Annotated in this window: 18 protein-coding genes; 8 read left to right on the top strand and 10 right to left on the bottom strand. The window is 45.0% G+C overall.

Going from position 1 to position 22,787, the window contains the following annotated elements; all coding sequences use genetic code 11:
* Positions 1-91 precede the first annotated feature (91 nt).
* Together V5298_RS05070 and V5298_RS05075 are read right to left on the bottom strand one after the other, a co-directional pair.
* Positions 92-295, bottom strand: coding sequence for a hypothetical protein (locus tag V5298_RS05070; protein ID WP_332930387.1), 204 nt, complete (start codon positions 293-295; stop codon positions 92-94).
* A 163-nt stretch (positions 296-458) separates the two neighbouring features.
* Positions 459-920: an Lrp/AsnC family transcriptional regulator gene (locus V5298_RS05075; RefSeq protein WP_332930388.1), complete on the bottom strand. Its 462-nt coding sequence runs from the start codon at positions 918-920 to the stop codon at positions 459-461.
* Positions 921-1,075: 155 nt separating this feature from the next.
* On the opposite strand from V5298_RS05075, the gene leuA reads away from it, so the two are divergent.
* Positions 1,076-2,743, top strand: coding sequence for a 2-isopropylmalate synthase (gene leuA, locus V5298_RS05080; protein WP_332930389.1), 1,668 nt, complete (start codon positions 1,076-1,078; stop codon positions 2,741-2,743).
* 38 nt (positions 2,744-2,781) lie between these two features.
* Here leuA and V5298_RS05085 read toward each other — a convergent pair whose 3' ends face one another.
* The 3 genes from V5298_RS05085 to V5298_RS05095 form a co-directional block, all read right to left on the bottom strand.
* Positions 2,782-3,738, bottom strand: a complete 957-nt coding sequence (locus tag V5298_RS05085) for an alpha/beta hydrolase (RefSeq protein WP_332930415.1) — start codon at positions 3,736-3,738, stop codon at positions 2,782-2,784.
* A 179-nt stretch (positions 3,739-3,917) separates the two neighbouring features.
* Positions 3,918-5,174 carry a PepSY domain-containing protein gene (locus V5298_RS05090; RefSeq protein WP_332930390.1) on the bottom strand — a complete coding sequence of 419 codons (1,257 nt, stop codon included), beginning with the start codon at positions 5,172-5,174 and terminating at the stop codon, positions 3,918-3,920.
* A gap of 2 nt (positions 5,175-5,176) precedes the next feature.
* Entirely contained in the window at positions 5,177-7,459 is a 2,283-nt protein-coding gene (locus V5298_RS05095) for a TonB-dependent receptor (protein WP_332930391.1), read from the bottom strand.
* 462 nt (positions 7,460-7,921) lie between these two features.
* Here V5298_RS05095 and V5298_RS05100 point away from each other — a divergent pair, with 462 nt between their 5' ends.
* The gene (locus V5298_RS05100) at positions 7,922-9,469 is read left to right on the top strand and encodes a sulfatase family protein (protein WP_332930392.1); all 1,548 of its coding nucleotides are present in this window, start codon (positions 7,922-7,924) and stop codon (positions 9,467-9,469) included.
* A gap of 344 nt (positions 9,470-9,813) precedes the next feature.
* On the opposite strand, the gene V5298_RS05105 is transcribed toward V5298_RS05100, so the two are convergent.
* Both V5298_RS05105 and V5298_RS05110 read right to left on the bottom strand, forming a co-directional pair.
* Positions 9,814-10,038 carry a hypothetical protein gene (locus tag V5298_RS05105; protein WP_332930393.1) on the bottom strand — a complete coding sequence of 75 codons (225 nt, stop codon included), beginning with the start codon at positions 10,036-10,038 and terminating at the stop codon, positions 9,814-9,816.
* Between the two features lie 13 nt (positions 10,039-10,051).
* Positions 10,052-10,255 (bottom strand): hypothetical protein, encoded by a 204-nt coding sequence (locus V5298_RS05110; RefSeq protein WP_332930394.1) that lies wholly within the window; start codon positions 10,253-10,255, stop codon positions 10,052-10,054.
* A 417-nt stretch (positions 10,256-10,672) separates the two neighbouring features.
* Here V5298_RS05110 and V5298_RS05115 point away from each other — a divergent pair, with 417 nt between their 5' ends.
* Positions 10,673-10,843, top strand: coding sequence for a hypothetical protein (locus V5298_RS05115; protein ID WP_332930395.1), 171 nt, complete (start codon positions 10,673-10,675; stop codon positions 10,841-10,843).
* A gap of 432 nt (positions 10,844-11,275) precedes the next feature.
* Here V5298_RS05115 and V5298_RS05120 read toward each other — a convergent pair whose 3' ends face one another.
* Positions 11,276-12,937, bottom strand: coding sequence for a methyl-accepting chemotaxis protein (locus V5298_RS05120; RefSeq protein ID WP_332930396.1), 1,662 nt, complete (start codon positions 12,935-12,937; stop codon positions 11,276-11,278).
* A gap of 344 nt (positions 12,938-13,281) precedes the next feature.
* Between V5298_RS05120 and V5298_RS05125 the strand changes: the two genes are divergently transcribed.
* The 5 genes from V5298_RS05125 to V5298_RS05145 all read left to right on the top strand — a co-directional run bounded on the left by V5298_RS05125 (position 13,282) and on the right by V5298_RS05145 (position 18,750).
* A complete protein-coding gene (locus tag V5298_RS05125; protein WP_332930397.1) occupies positions 13,282-15,339 on the top strand; it encodes a toll/interleukin-1 receptor domain-containing protein in 2,058 nt (685 codons plus the stop codon).
* Positions 15,339-17,243, top strand: a complete 1,905-nt coding sequence (locus tag V5298_RS05130) for a hypothetical protein (RefSeq protein WP_332930398.1) — start codon at positions 15,339-15,341, stop codon at positions 17,241-17,243. Before V5298_RS05125 ends, V5298_RS05130 begins: the two co-directional genes overlap by 1 nt.
* Positions 17,244-17,378: 135 nt before the next feature.
* Positions 17,379-17,552: a hypothetical protein gene (locus V5298_RS05135; protein ID WP_332930399.1), complete on the top strand. Its 174-nt coding sequence runs from the start codon at positions 17,379-17,381 to the stop codon at positions 17,550-17,552.
* 30 nt (positions 17,553-17,582) lie between these two features.
* Entirely contained in the window at positions 17,583-17,765 is a 183-nt protein-coding gene (locus V5298_RS05140) for a hypothetical protein (RefSeq protein WP_332930400.1), read from the top strand.
* Positions 17,766-18,018: 253 nt separating this feature from the next.
* Positions 18,019-18,750, top strand: coding sequence for a glutaredoxin (locus V5298_RS05145; RefSeq protein ID WP_332930401.1), 732 nt, complete (start codon positions 18,019-18,021; stop codon positions 18,748-18,750).
* Between the two features lie 71 nt (positions 18,751-18,821).
* On the opposite strand, the gene sodC is transcribed toward V5298_RS05145, so the two are convergent.
* Both sodC and V5298_RS05155 read right to left on the bottom strand, forming a co-directional pair.
* A complete protein-coding gene (gene sodC / locus V5298_RS05150; RefSeq protein ID WP_332930402.1) occupies positions 18,822-19,361 on the bottom strand; it encodes a superoxide dismutase [Cu-Zn] SodC in 540 nt (179 codons plus the stop codon).
* A gap of 445 nt (positions 19,362-19,806) precedes the next feature.
* The gene (locus V5298_RS05155; RefSeq protein ID WP_332930403.1) at positions 19,807-22,590 is read right to left on the bottom strand and encodes an AAA family ATPase; all 2,784 of its coding nucleotides are present in this window, start codon (positions 22,588-22,590) and stop codon (positions 19,807-19,809) included.
* Between the last annotated feature and the right edge of the window lie 197 nt (positions 22,591-22,787).

Here is a 22,787-nt window from a genome sequence, read left to right on the forward strand (position 1 = left end):
TAACAAGGCGGTGACTACAATTAATTCATGATAACGGCGCAAATCGGCAAACCAACCTCACTTACCAATTTTATCCGGCATACCAATTACGTTACTTTGTGGTTTGAGGAATGTCCTTTAAAACAGCAATGATGTCCTGATTATTTGCAAGCTTTGCCAAGTCAATCAGGTAGCCTTTTTCCATCTCTGTCATGGTTTGATCTGCCAGCATTTCTTTTAAAGTTTCGATTTCACCATTTACGATGGCGGTTTTTAAGCCCATGTAGTTTTCGATACTGCCCGGATGTTGTTTCATCGCCTGCCTCTTTTTCAATCATTGAGTTAACGGAGAGCCTGCGGTGACACACTTGATGTGCGGCGCAACGTTGCCGGCCCTTTGTTACCTTTACGTATGCCACGGGCAGGCAGGTCAACAGAGCGGCCGACAGTCTCCTAAAGCCATTGAAAAGGCAGTGGTTTTAGAGAGGTAACGCAGTGGTATTCACCGGTGATTTGAGCACAAAGGAAGAATGCACCCCGCTTACCCCTTCAATTCGAGTCAGTTTATGCAATAAAAACTGTTGAAAGTCGTCCATGTCTTTAACAATGACTTTGAGCACGTAATCGGCGCTTTGGCCGGTAATAAGATGGCATTCAAGCACTTCTTTGCATTGGGCGATACTTTGTTCGAATGTGGCAAAGCGCTCTGGGGTGTGTTTGTCCATCACAATTTGAATAATAGATAGCAGCGTAAGACCCAGTTTTCGAGCATTCACCATACCCACGTAACCATCAATTAATCCGCTTTCTTCTAATTGACGTACCCGCCGTAAACAGGGTGAAGGAGACAAATTAATGGCATCGGCTAACTCTTGGTTAGAGATTCGCCCCTGCTTTTGAATTATTTCAAGAATTTTCTTATCGTAACCATCCAAATCCATAAAATCCCCTTGCACAAATAGTATATTTCAACAAAACAAACTATAGCGCAATAATATGCTTAAGCACCAAGAAAATTATCATACCTTCGCAATCATCTATGCATACAAACAGGGTATGCTTTGTACATATCGTTAATACAGCAGCGGAACCTAACATGATTGCTCAACCTCATACCAAATATCAGCGCTTTGAAGGCGTGAAATTACCCGACAGACAATGGCCGAATAAGCACATCGATTGTGCGCCTATCTGGATGAGTACGGATTTACGAGACGGCAATCAAGCGCTAATTGATCCCATGTCCATTGAAACCAAATTGCGCTTCTTTAAAAAGCTGGTAGAAATAGGCTTTAAACAAATTGAAGTGGGGTTTCCTTCCGCCTCTGACATTGATTTTTCATTTGTGCGCTTGCTCATTGAAGAGAACCATATTCCCGATGATGTCACCATAGAAGTGTTAGTTCAGGCTCGATACGATCTGATTGAGCGCACAGTGGAAAGTTTACGTGGTGCCAAGCAAGCCATCTTGCATATGTATAATCCCATTGCCCCGGCGTTTCGTGAGATCGTGTATAAAACCGACAAGGACGGCGTAAAAAATATCGCCACTCAAGGCACGTCTTGGGTAAAAACCTTAACCAGCGAAGCGCCAGAGGTGAATTGGACGTATCAATATTCGCCGGAAGTGTTTTCCAGCACAGAAATCGAGTTTGCCAAAGAAGTGTGTGATGCCGTGGTGGCCGTTTGGCAACCTACTGTTGAAAACAAAATCATCATCAACTTGCCCGCAACGGTGGAAATGAACACCCCCAATACCTATGCCGACCAAATTGAATGGATGCATCGACATTTAGCCCAGCGGGAACACATTGTGCTAAGTGTTCATCCTCACAACGACCGAGGCACCGCAGTGGCGGCGGCAGAACTAGCCATTATGGCTGGTGCTGACCGGGTGGAAGGCTGTTTGTTCGGAAACGGTGAACGCACCGGTAATGTGGATTTGGTCACCTTGGCGATGAACTTGTATAGCCAAGGAGTTCAACCGAATCTGGATTTTTCCCAGATCGATCAGGTGCGAAAATTGGTGGAAGAATGCAATCAGTTGCCCGTTCATCCCCGTCATCCTTACGCTGGCGAACTGGTTTACACCGCCTTTTCAGGCTCCCACCAAGATGCCATTAAAAAAGGGCTGGCGGTACAAAAACCCGACGCCATTTGGCAAGTGCCCTATTTACCGGTGGATCCTGCCGATGTGGGGCGCAATTACGATGCCGTTGTGCGCGTGAACAGCCAGTCGGGGAAAGGGGGTGTCAGCTTCCTGTTAAACCGTGAAACCGGCTTACAACTGCCCCGTAAATTACAAATTGAATTTAGTCGTATTGTTCAGCAGCACAACGATACCACGGGCAAAGAAATGAATGCGTCTGATATTGTCGCGTTGTTTGAACAAACCTACCTTACCGCGCCCCAAGGCATAGAATATGGAGTAAGTCAGCTGCAGACGTCAGACGACAAACAGCAACACATTGCCATTGACGTTATCATCGATGGCGAGCCGGTGACACTCAGTGGCGTGGGCAACGGCCCGATCGATGCTGCAGCCAATGCCATTAGCAAGCTGGTCGGAGAAACGGTAGAGATCATTAATTACCACGAACACAGCCTAGGCGAAGGCGCTGGGGTTTCGGCGGTCTGTTATTTAGAAATGAAAACCGCCACGCAAGGCACCCGCTTTGGGGTGGCTAAAGACAGCAATATTATGACCGCCGCATTAAAAGCCATGTTCAGCGGCATTGGCAGCGCAATTACCCAAGCGGCGTAAATCGCCGCTTGGGTTAAGCGCCAACCAGTGTAAGCGGTTTACTGAATGGCCGCTAAGAACGGCGTTTTAAACCGGTTAAAATCTTCGATTTGAGGCAGATGACCCAAACCACTTAGCTCAACCACTTTAATGTTTTTGTTGCGCTGTTTAACTTCATCGCCCAGTTTGTCATAGCGACCAAGTTCACGCTGAACATCGGCCCGTTTGTTTGCCCGCCCTGGCGCCGTACGATCTCGAGTACCTAAAATCAACGTGGTAGGCACCTGGATATTGCCAAATTCTTCGATCACCGGTTGGGTGAAAATCATGTCGTAAGTCAACGCATTAACCCGGGCAAGTTGCTGCCAATCAGGCCCTTTTATCCAACCTTGCAAAAACGCCGCATGGCGGGCAAAATCTTCATTCCACTTGCCATCGTAATAGTTCTTTTTCTGATAATTCACAATCATTTCTGGCTGCTTTTTCAGTTCATTCTGATACACGGTTTCGATATCGGTGTAGGTTTCATAAAGCAGGTAGTTTTCTAAACCGATGGGATTAATCAGCACCAGCTTTTCACTCATTTGTGGGAACAACAGGGTAAAACGTGTGGCGAGCATTCCCCCCATAGAATGTCCGACGATGATGCTGTGCTGAATGTTCAAAGATGCCATTAATTGGCGAGTGTTGTTCGCTAACACGGCAAAACTGTATTGATAGTGGGTGGGTTTAGAGGATTTACCAAAACCGATTTGATCGGGGATAAGTACACCGTATCCCTGGCTATGAAGTAATTCAGCGGTTTGTTGCCAATATGCTCCATTGAAATTTTTGCCATGTAACAGCGTTACTACGGGTTTACCTTCGTCGGGTTTTAAATACATATAGGCCATAGATAAATCCTCCCCTTGTGAGGACAGACGAAAGGTGTTGACCTCAAAAGGGTAAGACAAGGACGTCAGACGTTTATCATAAGCAGGCACCTCAGCGGCGTGGGCAACGCCAATGCACTGCATTAAAAACACGCTAAGAAAACACATAATACGTTTCATGGAATCTCCCAAAAAGTATTTTAAATAAAATATAAAACCCTTTTTACACCATGGCTTCACCACAAGACCAAAAGATCAGGCAGAAAGTTAAAATCAGCGGTTCGTTGACCTACCCATAGGTTTTACCTTATTTCCCTAAATACTTAAGCACTCGCCTTAGCTTTAAATACCCACCGTTCCAAAAACCAAATTGCAATTAACGACAAGGCAAATAACGGCAGCAGCATAGCTAGAATAATTAGCCCGGTGATCACCCCGTCATGGACTTGCGTGCGCGGCGGCGCGCCCAATCGACCTTCAGGACGGCGCACTAACCACATATATAGCCCACTGATACTAAGTACAATAAGCCCTAATGCCGTTGTTACTCCTAACAATTGGTTAAACCAACCAAACAAATGGCCTTCGTGAGCAGCAATAGCATAGCCAATAATGCGATCTAAACGGGCTTTGTCTTCAAAGGTGCGCCGTTCAAGTACCCTTCCCTCGTTATCTAACCAAACGGTTTCCCTTTTAGGTCGATTTTGTACCATAGAATCCACTTTCCATTCTTGTTTGCTGTGATCAGCAACCGATAAATAAGTGGGGTATGGCAATTGAAGTGCGGTGGCGTTATTCAGCACATGGGCTGGCAGGGTCTGGGTATCACTAATCATGGCTCCCCACACCTTCCGTTTACTGGCCGGCCCGGTAGTCCAGTCTTGTTCTACCTGTTGCTGGGCATACCAGGTTCTTACCTGTTTAAATGCACTGCCCCATACCGTTGTCCACGGCAACCCAGATATAAGAAAAAACAGGATAAACACAAGCAGCCAAGCCCCCACCACTTTATGGAAATCCAGCCAAAAGCGGCGTCCTGTGGACGCCATTTTAAAGCGCAGGGCACCCACGCCTTTACGCCACTTCTTTGGCCACCAAAGTAATAAGCCGGTAAGCACAAGTACAATGGCCCAATTACCTGCTAATTCGACTAATATCGCGCCGTTGTCTCCCACCAGCAGCTCGCCATGTAAGGTTTTAAACCACTGACTAATAAACGAGTTATCTGAACGGGTATCCAATACATGTAGCGAGTAAGGATCCACATAGACCAGCCATTTGGCCCCTTGATACTGCACGGCAATCTGAACCGCTTCACGAGGAGACTGAGGCAGGCGATAGGTCACAAAACGACTACCGGGTAACGCCGTTAGCGCCGCCTGTAGTTGTTGCGACCCATCGGCCCGGGGTTGCCCCTGTGGCTCTACGATATAGTGCCGCTCTTGCCAATTATCCAGTTGCGGTTTAAATAGGTACACCGCGCCAGATACCGCCAGCACTAGAATAAAGGGAATACAAAATATCCCCGCGTAAAAGTGCCAGCGCCATACCGCCTGATGAAAATGCCTGCTTGTAGTCATAATTACATGTCGTACTCGAAGGAAAGGTACGCGGTTCTACCGGGATACGGGTGGGCCACGTAAGCAATGTCGTTAGCTAGGTTGTCAATGCCAAAGCGAAACTGTAGATGTTCATTCCACTTGTAGCGAGAGCTAACTCCAAGCCAGGTATAACTATCAATTGCGCCATACACGTTACTGGCGTGATCGGTGTTGGTTAAGGTGCCATAACTGTTACTGGCATACTGTACACTTACCCCAAGGGTGAGGTTTTCAGTAGCGTTGTAATCGAGTAACAAATTACCTCGCCAATGGGGAATACGGGGGTAGTCATTGCCCACGAGTAACTCATTGGCCGCATTTTCTTCTATTTCTGAGTGGGTGTAGGTAACGTTAAGCTTCACATTCATGCCGTCTAGCAACCAATTGTCCTGATTGGCAATAAACTCCGCCCCTTTGGTTAACACTTTATCGATGGGAATGAATGTGGATAAGCTTTGGCCACCAGCTAATGTCGTAGACTGAGATTCAATAACATTACGGATGTTATCTACAAATAAATTAACCCGTAGTAAGCCATCGGTGAGGTTTCGCTGCACCATTAAATTATGATGTAAGCCATCTTCAGGAAGGAGTGATGCATTAGACACACTCACGCTGTTGTAGGCTTTGTACTGACTAAATAGCTCTTCCACAATGGGAAAGCGATAGGCCTTGGCCCACGAGTAGCGTATTTGCCAATTTTCATCGGGTAAATAGCTGACGCTAAGTTTAGGCGAAAACTTGCGCTGAGTGGTGGTGGGCACATCCGTTTCTTCCACTACGCCACTTTCAATAGTGGAGTAATAACCGCCAAAGCTGTCGAACATCTCATAACGAAGACCGGCATTCACCGTCCACTGTGGGGTGGCATACCAATCTAGCTGACTGTACAACGCTTTGATTTCGGTTTTTCCCCCACTGGTACTGGTTAGTTCTGCGTTATCTTTATAAGCGTAATGATCGCTGTCGTACAAATTATAATTTAACTCGTAGGATGCAAAATCCACCCCTGAAATCACGCTAATATCGGCGCCAACATCTGGCATCATGGTTAACTTTATTCCGCCAGTAAACCAGCCTGAATCATCATAATCGGCAATTTGACCTGAGCCATCGTACAAGGAGGAATTGGGATTATATTGTGAGGTTCCTTGCTGATCTTTTAAGATGCTAAATTGATTGATATTGGCTTCTAGCGCGGTTCTGTCATTAATATCACCTCGCACGCGCAACCCCACAGACAAGCTTTTTCGTTCCAGTTCGCTTACAGCAAGGCGCGAACCGGCAATGGTAAAAGCGGTACCATCTTGCACCACATCGCCGCTGTATACCAACTGGCCATCGGCATTTTTAACATAACTATTGGGGCTTTTTTTATCACTATTACGATCTTCATAGGCCACATTTAATAAGGCAAACCATTGGTTCCATTCGTGACCTAACTTCAACTTAACGTTATCGGTGGTTTCTTCTACCGGGCCGGTATCACCAAAGAATAATTGGGATTCACCATACTGGTTTTTCCCCTCTAACGCACCGCTTACCTCTTGGCTGTCGGCAGTTACCTCGGATACCGCACCATAGTAATAACTTTGTGGTTGAGAAACGTTATTTAGGTGGTTATAAGACACATAAACGCTGGTGTTACCGTATTTATTGCCGGCAGAAATAAAGCTTTTGTTACCTGTTAGCGAATCGTCGTAGCCATACGCATCAAACTGTTGCTGAAATACTGTGGCATCCACATGCAACTCTGCATGTTGGGGAATAGCCGTTTCTATGCGCACCACACCGCCCATGGCATTACCACTGTATTGGGCATCAAAAGGCCCGTAAATCACTTCTACATCGGCAATTTCGCTGGCTGACACCATTGTCCAGCGCGGCGCACCGCTCCAACGAGACTGCAAAAGATAGTGTAAGGGCACCCCATCGGCAAACACCATCGAACGACTGGTTTGAAACATGTTTGCACTACGAATACCCAAGGTACCGTTAGCGTCACCAATATACCGGCGACGAATAGTAAGACTTGGCTGATATTTCACGAGATCTTCGGTGGTTACCAGATTCGCGGCTTCTAAATCAGAAGGAGTAAGATGAGAACTAGGGGAAACACCTTGCTCTTGGGAAAGACTTCCGGAACTCCAAATAACGACATTTTCTATGTCTTCGTCGGCGGGCATGTCATCTGTAGAAGCAAATACCTGAAAACTAAACGGCAACAAAGCCATCCATGATGCAGCAACGTTAAATTTTTTCATTGATAAAGTGGAGTTAGACAAAAAAGGGAAGGCAGTATTTAGAAAATGTCGCGACGGTTCAATGCGACAAATTGACGCGCCTGTATGCACAGGCACGGCGGTTTTTACGTTAAGTTTTTTGAATGAGGGTTATCAGGCGGAAGTTGGTATGTTGCGTTTGTTACCACGGATAATGCCAACTCCCTCAGAATGAAAACAATTAACAAGCCCACTTAAACTGACGTTATAGGTGCTTGATAATGACTAAAGCTCAGGTTGCCAATGTTAGCGAAAACTCTGCGATTACACCCACGGGATTAAAATTTCTGTATAAGTTGGCCGGCTAATCTGTTAAAAGAAAGAAAAAGAGCTTAAAAAAGCCTGTTTATCGGTAACTTGCCTAAATCGTTCTACCCTTCCGCACTTTTTAATGCCCATATTGGGGCCTAAAATTATATCTAAAATATACACAACATGGTGATTATGAATACACTAACACGGGTAAAAATAGGCTATGCAGTATTGTCTAGTGCATTGGGATTAACCCTGTCTGCACACAGTTATGGGGCGATTGATCCTGCGAAAATGGATGGTTCGGATACCGCAAAAATCGAACAAAATATGGCATCCCAAGTGCAGCCAAATATCATCGTTATTATGACTGACGACCAAGGTCAGTGGACGGTGGGCGCATACGGTAATGAGGCGGTGCAAACGCCTAATTTAGATTACATGGCCAAAACCGGGGTAATGTTTGAAAATGCTATGACCCCAGCACCGGTATGCTCTGCGGCGCGGGCCAGCTTTCAAACCGGTAAAACGCCGTCACAACATGGCGTACACGATTTTCTCAGTTCAGAAAAAGACAGCCCTGAATGGTTAAAAGGCGAAACCACCCTAGGGCAACGTTTACAACAGGAAGGCTATAAAACCGCCATGTTAGGGAAATGGCATGCCACAGAAGAATTTGAAAACCCGCCAGTGAGGGGTTACGACCGCTGGTTTTCCCATAATTCCTATACCGAGCAATCGTGGATCAATTCTTACATTCACATGGGGGAGGTGCATTGGAATATTGATGGCAAAAAGGTCACCTTGCCCGGCACCCAGTCTCGTTATTTAACCGAAGAAGCGGTGAAGTTTATGGATAGCAGCGGCGACCAGCCCTTTTTCATTAATTTAAACTACACCGAGCCCCACTTTCCCTTTGACGACTTCCCCGAGCGCTTGGTTGCCCGCTACCGGCCTATTGCGCAGGAAATGATCGCCAAAGGCGGCAGTTCAGATTTACTAAAAAACACAGACTACAACCTAGTACCAGAAGATCATGAAGAACGGTTAGCCCAGTATTTAGCCGGTGTATCATTAATTGATGACAACATAGGCCGCCTACTGGATGCCATCGATAGCCGAGGCCTTGCTGACAACACGGTGATCATCTTTTTATCCGATCACGGGCTGTTAATGGGCCAATACGGTGTTTACGGTAAAGTGAATGCAACCTTCCCCTATAATTTTTATGAAGAAACCATCCGTGTGCCCTTTATTGTGAAAGGCCCAGCGGACCTTGTTCAACCCCGGCAGGTACGGGGCGAGTTTGTAGACTTACTGGATTTAGATAAAACCATTTTAGATTTTGCTGCCAAAAAAGATGAAACGCCCCAGGAAACCGGCGGCCCCGGCGCATCACTGCGCCCATTGTTGCTGGGTAAACGGGAAGTAAACTGGCGTAACTTACAATTTTCAGAGCGGGGCAACGGGCGCATGGTGACCAATGGCCGCTGGAAATTGGTGCGTTACTACAAAAAAGACCAAACCCCCATTGATCACTGGTACGACTTAAGCCACCCCATGGGGGAGCGTTATATCTCAACACCACCTCGAGAAGCTGTACAAACGTTGCTGATTTCGGCCTTAGAAACCCATTTTGCCACCTACTCCACCCCCGAACACGACGGTAAACATGTATGGGATCAGCCGCCATTGAATTTTGGTTCTGAGCGTTTACGTGAGAAAGCCATGTGGCAGTAGGTTAAGCGCACATAAGGCAGAGAAAGGTTCTCTGCCTTATTTGGATTAAACCAACCTATTTGTTTGCTTTGCCGTAAGAGCAAAGACATTGCTATGCAAAACATCTAGCATTTCTTGTTAGGCGGCCAAATTGACTTTGTCACTCCAATAGTGAGTTACACTTTATTTTTAGCGCTGCCTTTTTATTCATCATCTTTTTCTATCTTAAGAAAAAATAACGCAATAAATGCAAAAATAACAATAGCGGCTTTGACTATGGTAGGTATAGGCAGAAAGCTGCTAAAACCCGCAATCGCGCCAATTGCACAGACTTTGAAAAGAGGCTTGAACATTATCCTGCCAAATTAGGTATACATAGCTAAAGCGGAATAAGTACCTCCTAAAGTACCTAACATTCCACCTATTAAACCACCTATTAGTATGCCTGCAGGTCCGCCTACAGCTCCAACAGACGCGCCAACCGTAACACCTGTTCCAAAACCACCTAATCCACCTACCGCAGCGATTGTTGGTAAACTATCTTTACCTCCATTAACAAGCTTAATTTGCTCCTTCGTTAGATTATTCATTTGTATTTCCTCATTATCTTAAATAGCCATAAGCTGCGCCGGCTAATGCACCAACCGCTAACCCAGCAAGACCACCCCATCGCCCCCAACTCGCGCCGGTGAGAGCACCGTTCATTACCGCTGCCATAGTGCCTGCTCCGCTTCCAACACTAGTGCCGACACTTGCACCAGTGATTCCCCAAGCGATAGTATCACTGCCACCACTTACCCTTTGCATTTCAACTGTTGTTAAAGTTTGTATCTTTATACTCCTGTGATTTAAAAGATTCATAACAACCCATGCTTCTTCTTTAAAATGCATCAGAATAGAACCTAGCAAAACTGTACATAGGATGGGATCTGCCGCCGTTAAGTTTTGATTCGGAGCGTTTACGAGAAAAGAAAGCCTACTTAATGCAGCTTCTCTTGATGGGGATGAATAACATCAGTTCTGTTGGCCAGTTTACAAATATTCAAACTCCCTTAAATTAGATTCGTATTGCTTTATCTTGAAAGAGTTTAAATGCAGCTCTCGAAAAAACACTCTTTTAATAATGCCATGGTAATTTTTTCGGTAGCCGCTGCTGAATAAATTCTTTCGGTGTAAAAAATGCTGTGTACCTTTTAATTTAAAAAAATCTCTAGGAATGACGTTATGAAACAGTTGAATACAAAGGAAATACAGGAAGTAAACCGTGGAATCTTTAAATTTATGGGTGGTTATGTCGCTGGTAAAGCACTAGATGCTGGAATTAGCTGGGTATCTAGCTCCTACGAAAATTACGTTGGTGCTGGCAATACTATTGAGCACTCTATGGTGTGGTAAGAACATCACTTACGAAGATAGTACGATGTTGGCGTGTTAAATAAAATAAAATTATCTTGTGTTCAAATAATCTATACAGGGATATAAGATAGACATAATTTTTAAAAGGATCGCAATGAAAAACATTCTACTCATAGTGTCAGGTTTTCTTTGCGGGTTGTTGATGAGTAGACTCTTTGCTCTACCTATTTGGCTTGAGATACTCATTATATTTGGCATTGGACTATTTATTTATTTTTCACCAAGACTAACCCAATGGAAAAAATCAGACTAAGCAACGTAAAACAAAAGATAACAAGAAAGATTTAAAACGACTAAATAAATTGAATAAAGGTAGGTTATCTCCACGGAGATATAGGCTAAAGCGCAAAGGCGTACTTAATCAAAAATGGCATCAGAGGGTAAGTACGCCCACGAAAATATCATTCGCTTTTACTTTGTCGAAAAGTAATCCGCATGATGTTTAAGTTCTGAGGCCAGCTGGCTTAATTTCTGCGCCACCTCTTTGTTATGGGCAAATAAACTCAGTGATGCGTCGCTCATTGTGGTGGCGGTGGTGATCACCTCGTTCAATTCTTCATTGAGATCGCCAAGTGTGCTTATTTGTTCTGATGACGCATTGACCACCTGACTCACATTACTTAAAGACCGTTCGGCTTGTTCAGCGATAAGTTGTAGCAGATCTCGCGATTTGTCTGAAAGCTCGATACCTCGCTCTACCTGCGGCAAACTTGAAGACATGATTTCCATGGTGGTTGATGTTTCGGCTTGCACTTCGTTTAACATGGACGAAATCTCCGCGGTAGCCTCGCCGGTGCGAGAGGCTAGGTTTCTCACCTCATCAGCAACAACGGCAAACCCCCTGCCCGATTCCCCAGCTCTTGCCGCCTCAATTGCCGCGTTTAGCGCCAGTAAATTTGTCTGTTCAGATATCGCACTAATGGTATTGGTTATACCGCTGATTTCCTGGGTGCGTTTTTCTAACTTACGAATGTTATCTACCGCTAAATTCACCGTCTGGGCAAGATTTCTAATTTCACTTGAAGCTTCAGTTACCGCCCCTTGACCATCACCTGCGGTAGTCGACGCCACATTAGAAATTTCTTCGGTTTGGGTTAGCAGCGAACCCACTAAATCGGCCTTGTCTTTCACCTCTGTCATATAATGTATCACTTGCTGGCTTTGAGATGATTGCTGAGCAGCAAGGGTATCTAGGTTGGTATCGGCGGCATTATCGTTTTCATTGCCAGACATCGACTGTTGGCGGATATTTTCTGCGGCGGTATTAATGGCCTCAATGGTAGTCACCAGTTGCTGCTGCAATCGTCTTACCGAGTGTAAAACACTGCCTGAGTATGAGCTTTCTACCGAGATCCCAAGCTGGCCGTTGGCCATCTTTTGTAAAATACCGGCAATGTAATGCGGCTCGCCCCCTAGCTGGCGTTTGAAATACGCGATAAGCAACCAAATCACAACCAGCGCAATCAATGTGGCCACTGCGGTAGCCGTAATCATGATCCCGGTAAAGGCTCCTGTTGCCTCACGCACTAGCTCAGTTTCGCCCTGATTTTGTTCTTCCTGATAATCAATAAAGGCGTTAATGGCGGCCAGCCAATCAACAAAGGCAGGTTTAGCATCATTCAGTAACACCCGCTGCGCCTCGGCAAGATTATCTTGCATCCGTAATTGAATGATTTGTGTCACCAAGGGCAAGGTACGTTTTTCGATGGCTTTAATGCGTTGCAACATGTCCTTTTCGGTAGAGTTACTCGCCTGTTTCATCATCGCATCCATAGGGCCCGCGTTTTTGCGATAAAACTGTGCAAGCCGCTCAATGTCAGCAACGGTTTCATTTACATCCGTCATAGAGTCTTGTAGTACTACATCACGTATCGCAATGGCTCTGTCGTGTACCGAGCCCCTAAAATTGATGGCATAGCGCTGTTTAACACTATTTACATCATTAATGATGGTCATTTTGTGGTCAACCGTGCCCACTTCACCAATTCCCAATACGGTAACAGTGATAAGCATGGCGATAATCAGGCCGAAGCCAATGAATAAACGATGACTAACTCGAAGGGAAGAGAACATATAATAATCCGTCAAAAATTGCGTCCAGCGGTTAATTTTTACAAACCGAGATAAAAACCCGTTATATAAAAGTTACCTTATTTAAATTGTAACAATGGTTCATTGACGCCAAGTTGGGTAATGAGAAAACTCGATTGACCCAATCGAAAGAAAGACATTTCATTCTTATTTTATCTTTTGTACCATCTCGGATGGTTTCCTCTAAAAAGCGCCCAATAGAATACCTTTCTGCCTTCCTGTGGCGCTAAGTGATATCTCATTCGCCTACCTTCATAATAAACGGTTGTTTATTAATCAATTACGTGAAAGACTAAAACTCAGCACTTATGGCGAATGGACTCTGTATGTCAGCCGAACAAACCACCCCTCCCATGTACGATGCATTCATTAGTTACGCGTCACAAAATCAAAATGAAGCAGATGAGCTTTGTCGATATTTAGAGGGTCAAGGGCTTTCATGTTGGATAGCCTCGCGAAATGTCCGCCCTAGCAGAGACTATTCAGAAGAGATTATTGAAGGGGTAGTCAATAGCAAGAGTCTAATTTTATTACTCTCTGAACATGTCGAAAATTCAATTTATGTTAAACGTGAAGTAGAACGGGCCACCAGCTATAACCGCAAAGTGTTCACGATCCGTTTGGAAGAAGTTGCTGTACCACGTTCTTTAGAGCTTTTTCTCGGGCTTCCGCATTGGGTAGATAAGTGGGCCCCTGATTACCCTCAAAAGCTAGAAGCCATCGTCGCGGAAATTAACAACACCAATGTAGATATGGCAAGCATCCCAGGCCCAAGCTTCATTGCTCGCATATCGCGATTCACCAAACAAAATATGCTCGGCGTTATTTCAACGGCAATTCTCCTTTTTTTCGCTATCACTTTTTTCATACAGTGGCCATCCTCATCCAACCCGCCAACGGCTTTAGTATCGATACAGGACGTAGACGCCGATATGTTCGCGATAAAGGTGACCCGCGCATACAGTACAAGCCCAATCATGTTATCGTTGGATGGATTTAGCGAAAAATTAATGATGAATCCGGCCGTTCACAAAAAGCAATTTGAAATTATCTTTGAATTTGACAACGGCCAACACAGCAAAACCATCCAAAATTTAACAAACGCAAAGATAAAAATTGATGACAGTTTGCCCGCTGCAACACAAGTTTCCGTCACACTTCATGATTTAGAAAAGGGCATTACCAGTGACAAATTGACCTTTTCGACACCACAAATTGCGTTGCTAATGAACGAAGGTGAGCGAGAAAGCACAAGCAAACTCAAAGAAAAACTAACTAGCACACAGCCGTTAAAATGCAATTTCACGTTAAACTACGCTTCAGGATTAATGCTGTGCCAGATTGGTCAATTTCCACAATTTGAAACCTACGCCAAGCTGCAAACCACTGTAAAAGAAATCGCCTTTGGGTATGGTGAAGATCAGCTTGATAGCTCCCTCCACCTGGATCCCATAGAAACAAAAGGAGATTTGGCCGTACACGTGGATGAAAAGGGGCAACTGATCGTTTTAGTACCCCGGCTATCCAAAAATCTGTTCTATCAATTCACTTTTACCGACGGTGATAAAAGTAGCGTTAAAAAAACCCAATACGATGGAAACGCAACGTTTGCACACAAACTAATCAGTGACGATAAAAACGCACCGGCACTCTATTTATCTAATGCTATGAATATCATAAATAAAGTGATCGCTCCTGTGAGTTCAAAACAGTTTAGCCAAATCAGTTGGAGTCAATACCCTGGTGTCGACAATACCATGGGGCTTAATCGTGGCTTTTTTATCTCTGACGACATTAATGCTAACGAAATCGCCGAAGCCAATGAATTTGATGTCACCTATATTGATAATGAGGGAGATAAAGCCACCTATCACTATCGTTTTGCCTATAAAGAAGTGATGGCAAAAGCGCGTTTGGACAAAATAAAATCCAATCCTACCTCGCTCATTAACTGCAATGGATACGGCTGCCGTTTTGCGTGGCTTCATGCCACTCAAGATGATATTGATCTTATTGACGACATTTACATTGGCTTTGATGCCCGCCAAATGCTCTCTATTTCTAACGATGATATGGCGCCACTGATTGCACACATGGAAACAAATCGTCAGCATTTATATGAAAAAGAAAAAAGCGAAGCCCCTGCGTCCTCAGGCAGTTCGCTGTCATTTGGCACCCCGGTTAATTCCACCGAATACACCCTTCTGCAACGACTCAGCGAACCGTCAACATTGCAGATTAATTCCACCTGGAAGAAAAGGCATAGTACCCGCACTTCACCCATCCTCAATTTCTCATGGCCTGTCAGTCCACTGTTTATTCAAATTGCTTGGAAAGATGGCACTGTATCGAAGCCACTGATCTACAGAGTACCGTTTCAGTAATGACAAAAAAACTTCCTCTGTTAATTGGCATTACAGGGCATCGTGATGCGTTGGTGTGTGACGAGCAAGGAAATCACGCCCCCCAAAAGCTAATCGACAAAATCAAAGATGCGCTACAAAAATGGCGCAACGATGTGGGGGAAGATACGCCCATATGGCTACTAACGGGTATGGCCAAAGGGCCCGATCTTCTCGCCATAGACGCCATTGAATCATTGATGGAAGAAAAACCCGAATGGTCCAGCTTAAATACCGATGTGATCCCGGTTTTACCTATGCCCGCCGAGCATTTTGCAAAGGACTTTTCACCGACCGATGAAGATAGCCGAATTTGTTATGAGTTTTATTTAAAAAAGTATCAACATAATTTGATTGTTGTGACCCCAGAAATATCTGACGAAGAGCGCCATTTTGCCTATCACGATATGGAATATGGCAAGTTGCGCAATACACTTTATCTCAATCAAGGCGCGTTCCTGAGCCGCTATTGTAACGTACTGCTTGCGGCCTGGGATGGCCGTGAAACAAGCAGTGAAGGTGGCACCGCCGACGTAGTGAAAATGAAATGTGGGTTAAACCCAGCTTTACAAAGTCGTCTACATCCCAGTTTGCGCAGTATTCGTCGCTTTGATGGTCAAAATGGCGGCGTAGTGCACCATATTTACGTTGATCGACAACGCCAGCATGACGGTGAACTCATAACAGCCAACTTCCAACAATGGCAGAGTGGAAAAACAGAGACTGCCACCTCAATCTATATTTGTCATGGTGGTAAGCCTTCTGCACCGGTGCCATTATCTCAGAGCCTTCGCCAGGAATTTTCCGCATTAATTGAACAAATACGGCACTTTAATTCACGGCAAGCCCCAGCGCCCCCTAAAATCGATAACGTGATCACTAAAGGACTTGGACGAGCAGCCGGGATTTTCGCCGAAGCCGATTTAGCCGCCATAACGGCACAAAAACGCTATCGTCGACAATTAATCTGTTTTATTGGTGTCGCTTTTTTCGCCTTGATGGCCTACGAATTAGTGTCAAACTTGCTAAATACCTTTGTAGGCACCGCTCTTACTTTTGCTATTCTCGCGCTCGTCACGTTAGCGGCAGTCTTAATTCACTGGTCAAAAAAGGCTAGATATAAATGGCACTATCAATTAAACCGCATGGTAGCAGAAGCACTACGGCTGCGTTGCTTTCTCAATTTAGGCGGCGTGCGCCCTTCCCATAAACCCATCATGCCGCGCCGTTATCGCGCTACCTTCCCCATAGTGACCCAAGCCATTCATACAGGGGAATTGATATGGTGGCAGAAAAACATCAGCCTAAACGTAGACGAAATAAGAAAGTATTGGATTGATGATCAAATAAACTATTTGCAACATAAACTGATAGCTAACACCTCAGTGTTAAAAAAGTCATTTTCATGGTTACACGCCCACCCGAAAATGGCCATGAATCGACTGTCAGGATATTCCAGGTGGCTTCTTTGTGTAGCCATAGCCATAGGCCTCGGCATGCTCATCATGCAGATAGCGGTGCTGATTGCTTACCCGGATCCATCTTTTGTGAATGTATCAAGTCGCTGCAGTGCTATTTCCCCAACCAGCAACCTAATAGTGCAGTTCTGGTGTCAGTGGGATTTTCTGTTCATGCTGGTTGTTCAGGTATTGGTCATGCTTGGCGGTGTTATTGCTTTGTGGCTGGAATTGGCAAACTATCAAGCCGCCACTGCAGGTTTTGAAAACATGCTGAATCTTTACCTGGATGTTCAATCCTTGATAATAGAAGACCTCTTGCCTGATGAAGAAATGAAAATACTCCTTAACGATCTGTCCCGTGAGGCCATGCAAGAGCACATTGAATGGAACGCGTCCGAACTTGAAAGTGATCTTGCCAAGCGATAGGTTTGCATTTTTTAAACCGTCCCCTATCCCCCATTCCCCGTTAAAAACAGGCTCAATGTTCAGTGATTTAATACGTTCATTTTTATTAGTATTTGTTATGTGTCTCGTGACACGTACAATTCAGGAGAACGAACAATGAAGAAGCTAAACTTACCAGAAATACGAGGTGTCCATGGCGGTATTAGTGATGATGCGGCTTGGAGTGCCAGTATTGGCCTATCAGCTGCGCTTATTGGCGTCGCGATGGTTGCGACAGGAGCGGTTCTTGGGTCTTATGCCGCCTCTTATATGAGTACGATGTACCTTTAGTATTCATTTGACGCTTTTAGGGAGAATCCTATGAACGCCTCTATAGCAAAACCTAAGTTGTATATTGCTTTAAGCTTTTTTGTTGGTGGGCTCATCATCATGGTATTTCATACCGCGTCATCGTCCATGATTCTGACCTCCCTAGTGGGTGTGGTTTATTTTAGTTTATTGCTCATTTTATATTGCTACTTTGTATTTAAGCGCCCGCTTTAAATTAACGATAGGCCTTATTTCATGGCGTTAAACGCGTTTTATGCCGAGTAGCTAATAAGTAAAAAGCCCGTGGCGGATTTCACACCTGCCAATCAATGTCAGCATAGAAAGTAAAAACGCCAAAATCATTTTTTAAACTCCTTAGGTATGAATATTGTATCTCTCCTATTCGTGACGATTTCAGCAAGCCAGGTAAGAAAATATCTCATGCAATGCACTGGTTTTTGCGTAAATATTACACGGGAGGCGAAAGATGAGCCAAACAGCAACGCTCTACAGAATGGTAACAGATGAACACATCTGCCCTTACGGGCTGCGTTCAAAAGACTTGCTTGAACAGAAGGGATTCTCGGTTGACGACCACCCTTTAATCTCTCGCGAACAAACCGATACGTTTAAAAGTAAATACGGGGTTGAAACGACTCCCCAAACCTTTATCGACGACAAACGCATTGGCGGCTACGATGATCTACGTACGTATTTTGGTAAAGGCAAAGCAGGCCAAACTGGCACCACTTACACACCAGTCCTCGTCATATTTTCTGTGGCCTTACTGCTTGCGCTGGCGTTTCAATTTGTGGTTGCCGGTAGTTATATTTCAGTGCGCACGCTCATGCTATTTATTGCGTTTTCCATGACCTTATTAGCGGTGCAAAAACTCAAAGATCTTTATAGTTTTACCACCTCGTTTATTACTTATGATTTACTGGCAATGAAATGGCTGCGCTATGGCTATATTTACCCGTTTATTGAAGCCTATGCCGGTATTGCCATGGTGGCTCAACTACCCGCCCTTGCCGTGGCGCCGTTTTCGTTATTTATCGGCACGGTGGGCGCGATCTCGGTGATAAAAGCGGTTTATATGGATAAACGGGAACTAACCTGCGCTTGTGTAGGTGGCGATAGCAACGTGCCTTTGGGCTTTGTATCCTTGTCTGAAAACCTGTTTATGGTAGCAGGGGCGCTTTTGATGTTTGTGTATTAACCTGACAAGTACATTCAAAAAAAGCGGCTTTACAGCCGCTTTTTTCATCTTATGAAACCACACAAATTAACCTATTCAGCAATTACCCCACAGGCAACCCTTTCGCCGCCTCCGCCCAGTTTTTTCGGCGTATCTGAATAATTGTCGCCACCAGCGTGAATAATGATCGCTTTACCTTCAATGTCTTCGCGCTCCAGTTCCGGAGCAAAAACCGGATGGGTGGCGGTGCCATCTTCATCCACAAACAAGGTGGGTAAGTCTCCCTCATGCCCTTCTTCTGACCATGGCACATTGTGCTCATTGGTATTTTCAGGGTCAAAATGACCGCCGGCAGCACCACCTAAGACTTTTTCGCCCTCTTTCATCGCTGCCGAGCAATCACCGTTTTGGTGAATATGAAAGCCATGTATGCCCGGTGTCAATCCGGTCAAATCAGGGGTGAAGACCACGCCATCATCATCGAAGTCCTTAACTAGAATTGTGCCTATGGCTTCATCGGTTTTCAGTTTTTTCATTGTCACCGCATTTTCATTGTGGTGATCTGCAAAACTGGCCGTACTAAGGGCAAGAGATACAGCGCCTACTAACGCAGGTAAACTAAAACGTTTCATGGTGCTCTCCTTCTTTCTTGATATACATGTCAATGTAATACGTCAGCTGAACCTTACTGCAAGGTTTGCCGATGATGAAAAAGGAGCACGAACCACACCAAGAATCTGTACACACCGGTACATCCCACACGCTCTGGGCTAGAGCTATTTCCAGAAAATATAAAAGACGCCGTCAAACAAAGCTATTGCTTCTATTTAACAGGTTAATTGAAAAATTTACGCAATAAATGTGTTGCCGCAAGATTATGTGATGTCCGAATCGTTGTTGCGCCCAGAAGATCTTATGCCTACACGCAAAGAAGGTGAAAAGCCCGAATGGGCACCCGTGAAGGCTACTTAAATGCGGCTTATGCAAAGATAATTGCCCAACGGGCGAGTAACCCACAACTTTTGCGGTACTCGCCTCGTTTTATCTTCCTCAACTATGGCTACCTAAAACCAACCTCTAAGCGGCAATAAGACTCATAAACTGTGCCTCAGACAACACTTCTTTTTCGAGCAGCGCCTGAGCAACAACATGTATGGATTGCCAATGCTGGGCAATCAACATGTCTGTTGTTTGTGTCGCTTCATCCATCCACTGCTTGATTAATGTTTCGGTTTGCTGTTGAAAATAGGTTTCTTTAGATATTTCTTTTAACACAGTAATATCCATGTTGTAGCTGTCAGGATGCATGCCGTATTTGGCAATGGCGGACCAGGCTGACCACATGGCATTTCTTAAATCGCTGCTCGCGCCAGTATCGAGTCCATCGTCGCCAAATTGTTTCACCTGTGCAGCCCGTCCTGCCAACGCAACACAGGTACGTGAAAACCAAAACTGCTTGGTGTAATCCACCACTTGATCATTGCTATAAGCCACCATACCCAAAGATTGTTCTCGGGGTACCACACTGATTTGCTCAATCACCCGATCGGGCATAAGCACTTTGGAAATCACTGCATGACCCGCCTCATGATAAGCCGTTTCTGCTAGCATTTTCTCGCAGTTATCTAACGAGCGTTTAGCGCCATATTTGAGAATATTAATTTCTTCTACCAGCACAGACTGTGTGATTTTGTTTAAACCTTCACTGAGTCGTCGCAATACCGCTTCGCGATGAATTTTTTCTAAATCAGCGCCGCTCATACCGGCGGTGAGCGAGACAATCACGTCCACCTTAATATCGCTATCGTAACCTTCATAACGCAAGAATTTATGGATAAACCATCGGCGTGCAGATTTATCTAAAAAAGGCACCCGCACATGTAGATCAAGCCGACCTGAGCGTAGTAAAGCTTCATCTAGCTTCTCCATTCGGTTGGTGGCAGCCACAATGAATACCGGAGCGCGGCTTTGATTAAAACCATCAATTTCTGTGAGCAAGCGGTTAATAAGGGCATCGGCTCTTGGCCCGGCTTCCCCCCGTTTGGGAAGCGCGTCAATTTCATCAATAAACAAAATACAGGGCGCGTATTTTCTTACTCGTTGAAACAGCGTTTTCATAAAGTTATCAGACAGCAATTCATTACCGGTACAAGTGGCAATGGGCATGCCCGCCTCACTGGCTAACGCCCGTGCTAGGGTGGTTTTCCCTGTGCCTGGCGGCCCGTGTAACACCATACCTTTGGGCGGTGTCACACCGGCTTTGGCTAACTCATCGCCATGACGAATAATATTAATGGTTTCTTTTAAACGCGCTTTCACCACCTCGTGCCCGGCAATATCGTCAAAGCCTAATTGGGGTATATCTAATACAATGCCCCCACTTTCACTTACATCATTGGCATGCACCAATCGTTCGCTTTTGGGGTTTAAAAAGGTCACGGTAAGTAAATCGTGACTTTCATGGCAATTTACATCGGCTAAAAATATTTGATGACGTATTTTTAATGCTTGAATTTGAGAGGCTCGGGTCGCACTTTCAAACAGGGCTATCACATCTTCCCCAAGGGTGACGTTTACTCGTTTTATATCGGTTTGCGGATGAATACGAAGATAATCGGTAATGGGGTCGAGCACTTTACTGCTGATATTGGCCTTGATGTCACGGATATCGAAAAAAGGTGCAAAGGTAGTCAGCAGCAGGCGAACCACATTGTCATCGGGCTTAGAAAATTGAATGCGGCTTTTAGCGGTAAAATGTTTAAAATCGGTAGCCAGTTGCTTATACGCCACTTGCATTAGTTCATCGACACCCAAGGTTTTAAACAGGACAATGCTTCCCTGTGACAACCGTGATAACAATTCCGGTGGTATGGCTTTTACCTGACGGTCGCGCTCTATTTTAGTTTCGTCTCGCAATTGGCTCATCATGGCGGCCCGCGCTTTGTCCGGCCGACTTTCAATGCGACTTAGATAATCCGGCTTTTCGTATAACGCACTACCAAGATTTGAAGTAAACACCACTATGGTTTGACGAAAATCCACATCCCGTTGGGTGTATTCGTCGGTTATAAAACCTGCCGAAAGCATGCGCAGTAAAGTCAGTAACACTTGTGTATGGGCTTTTTCAAACTCATCGAACACAATCACAGACTTGGGATGCTTTTCAACAAAAGCGGTGAGATCCCCGGGTGCCGAACTGTCGTAAGTTTTTTTCGCTCCCACCAAACCAAAACTTTCGTTGGCATTGGTGTATTGGGTCATATCAAATAACTTGTACCGATAGTCGCCATTTAGATTCTGAGCAAACCGTTCGGCCAAAAACGTTTTGCCCGATGCCGGTGGGCCGGCAAAGAAAAAAAGTCCTTGGGGCCGGTTTTGTGCTGGCTGCCACAGCCCTTTCACCAAGCTGTCGATGAGAAACTCCACCGCGTCATCTTGGCCGTATACTTCACCTAGCAAGGTGGTCTTTAGTTGCTCTAATTTCTGCAACTGCTCACGATAATCCGAGGTTTCTTCCGGTAATTGAAACAAGACCAAACTGTTTATCCAATCGTCAGTCGATGCCAGTGGACGCACGCTATCGAGGATGGTGGAAAGCCCAGAAGAAAAAGGCAGGATGGGCCGTCTTACCATGCTTTGCAGTACTGCATTATTGGCATGAGGGCGATTTTTATCGGCCATGGCTTCAATGCTGACATCTGCGGGCAATAAAACATCGCTAAGCTTTTTATAAATAGCGTTATTACCGTCAACAACGTATGGCATTAAACACAAGAAAGCCGAGGCAAGATGTTCGCGACAAAGCTTATCGCTGTTTTCATTGGTGGCAATATGTTTAGCGAAAAGCAGTAGGGTTCTCAAGTAGATGATCCTTAATAGACGCCGATGGAAAGGGGGACATAGTGTCACGCCCCTGCACCGTATTACAGTGTCGCGGGGAGTATAACGTATTGGTCAATATAACTAGTACACGTTTAATGGTTTGAATTATGGCTGTTTTTTACGTTTAATGGAGTTATCACACCAAATGACTAAGTCCTGTCGGGTTTGTACCTCCC

Origin of the sequence: Alteromonas sp. 14N.309.X.WAT.G.H12, assembly GCF_036697315.1 — a bacterium.
Lineage (GTDB): Bacteria > Pseudomonadota > Gammaproteobacteria > Enterobacterales > Alteromonadaceae > Alteromonas.

What these genes read in the sequence shown, in the direction of transcription:
- V5298_RS05070 (WP_332930387.1), bottom strand. Translation starts at nt 295, where the DNA reads ATGAAACAACATCCGGGCAGTATCGAAAACTACATGGGCTTAAAAACC.
- V5298_RS05075 (WP_332930388.1), bottom strand. Translation starts at nt 920, where the DNA reads ATGGATTTGGATGGTTACGATAAGAAAATTCTTGAAATAATTCAAAAG.
- leuA (WP_332930389.1), top strand. Translation starts at nt 1,076, where the DNA reads ATGATTGCTCAACCTCATACCAAATATCAGCGCTTTGAAGGCGTGAAA.
- V5298_RS05085 (WP_332930415.1), bottom strand. Translation starts at nt 3,738, where the DNA reads ATGCAGTGCATTGGCGTTGCCCACGCCGCTGAGGTGCCTGCTTATGAT.
- V5298_RS05090 (WP_332930390.1), bottom strand. Translation starts at nt 5,174, where the DNA reads ATGACTACAAGCAGGCATTTTCATCAGGCGGTATGGCGCTGGCACTTT.
- V5298_RS05095 (WP_332930391.1), bottom strand. Translation starts at nt 7,459, where the DNA reads ATGAAAAAATTTAACGTTGCTGCATCATGGATGGCTTTGTTGCCGTTT.
- V5298_RS05100 (WP_332930392.1), top strand. Translation starts at nt 7,922, where the DNA reads ATGAATACACTAACACGGGTAAAAATAGGCTATGCAGTATTGTCTAGT.
- V5298_RS05105 (WP_332930393.1), bottom strand. Translation starts at nt 10,038, where the DNA reads ATGAATAATCTAACGAAGGAGCAAATTAAGCTTGTTAATGGAGGTAAA.
- V5298_RS05110 (WP_332930394.1), bottom strand. Translation starts at nt 10,255, where the DNA reads ATGCAAAGGGTAAGTGGTGGCAGTGATACTATCGCTTGGGGAATCACT.
- V5298_RS05115 (WP_332930395.1), top strand. Translation starts at nt 10,673, where the DNA reads ATGAAACAGTTGAATACAAAGGAAATACAGGAAGTAAACCGTGGAATC.
- V5298_RS05120 (WP_332930396.1), bottom strand. Translation starts at nt 12,937, where the DNA reads ATGTTCTCTTCCCTTCGAGTTAGTCATCGTTTATTCATTGGCTTCGGC.
- V5298_RS05125 (WP_332930397.1), top strand. Translation starts at nt 13,282, where the DNA reads ATGTCAGCCGAACAAACCACCCCTCCCATGTACGATGCATTCATTAGT.
- V5298_RS05130 (WP_332930398.1), top strand. Translation starts at nt 15,339, where the DNA reads ATGACAAAAAAACTTCCTCTGTTAATTGGCATTACAGGGCATCGTGAT.
- V5298_RS05135 (WP_332930399.1), top strand. Translation starts at nt 17,379, where the DNA reads ATGAAGAAGCTAAACTTACCAGAAATACGAGGTGTCCATGGCGGTATT.
- V5298_RS05140 (WP_332930400.1), top strand. Translation starts at nt 17,583, where the DNA reads ATGAACGCCTCTATAGCAAAACCTAAGTTGTATATTGCTTTAAGCTTT.
- V5298_RS05145 (WP_332930401.1), top strand. Translation starts at nt 18,019, where the DNA reads ATGAGCCAAACAGCAACGCTCTACAGAATGGTAACAGATGAACACATC.
- sodC (WP_332930402.1), bottom strand. Translation starts at nt 19,361, where the DNA reads ATGAAACGTTTTAGTTTACCTGCGTTAGTAGGCGCTGTATCTCTTGCC.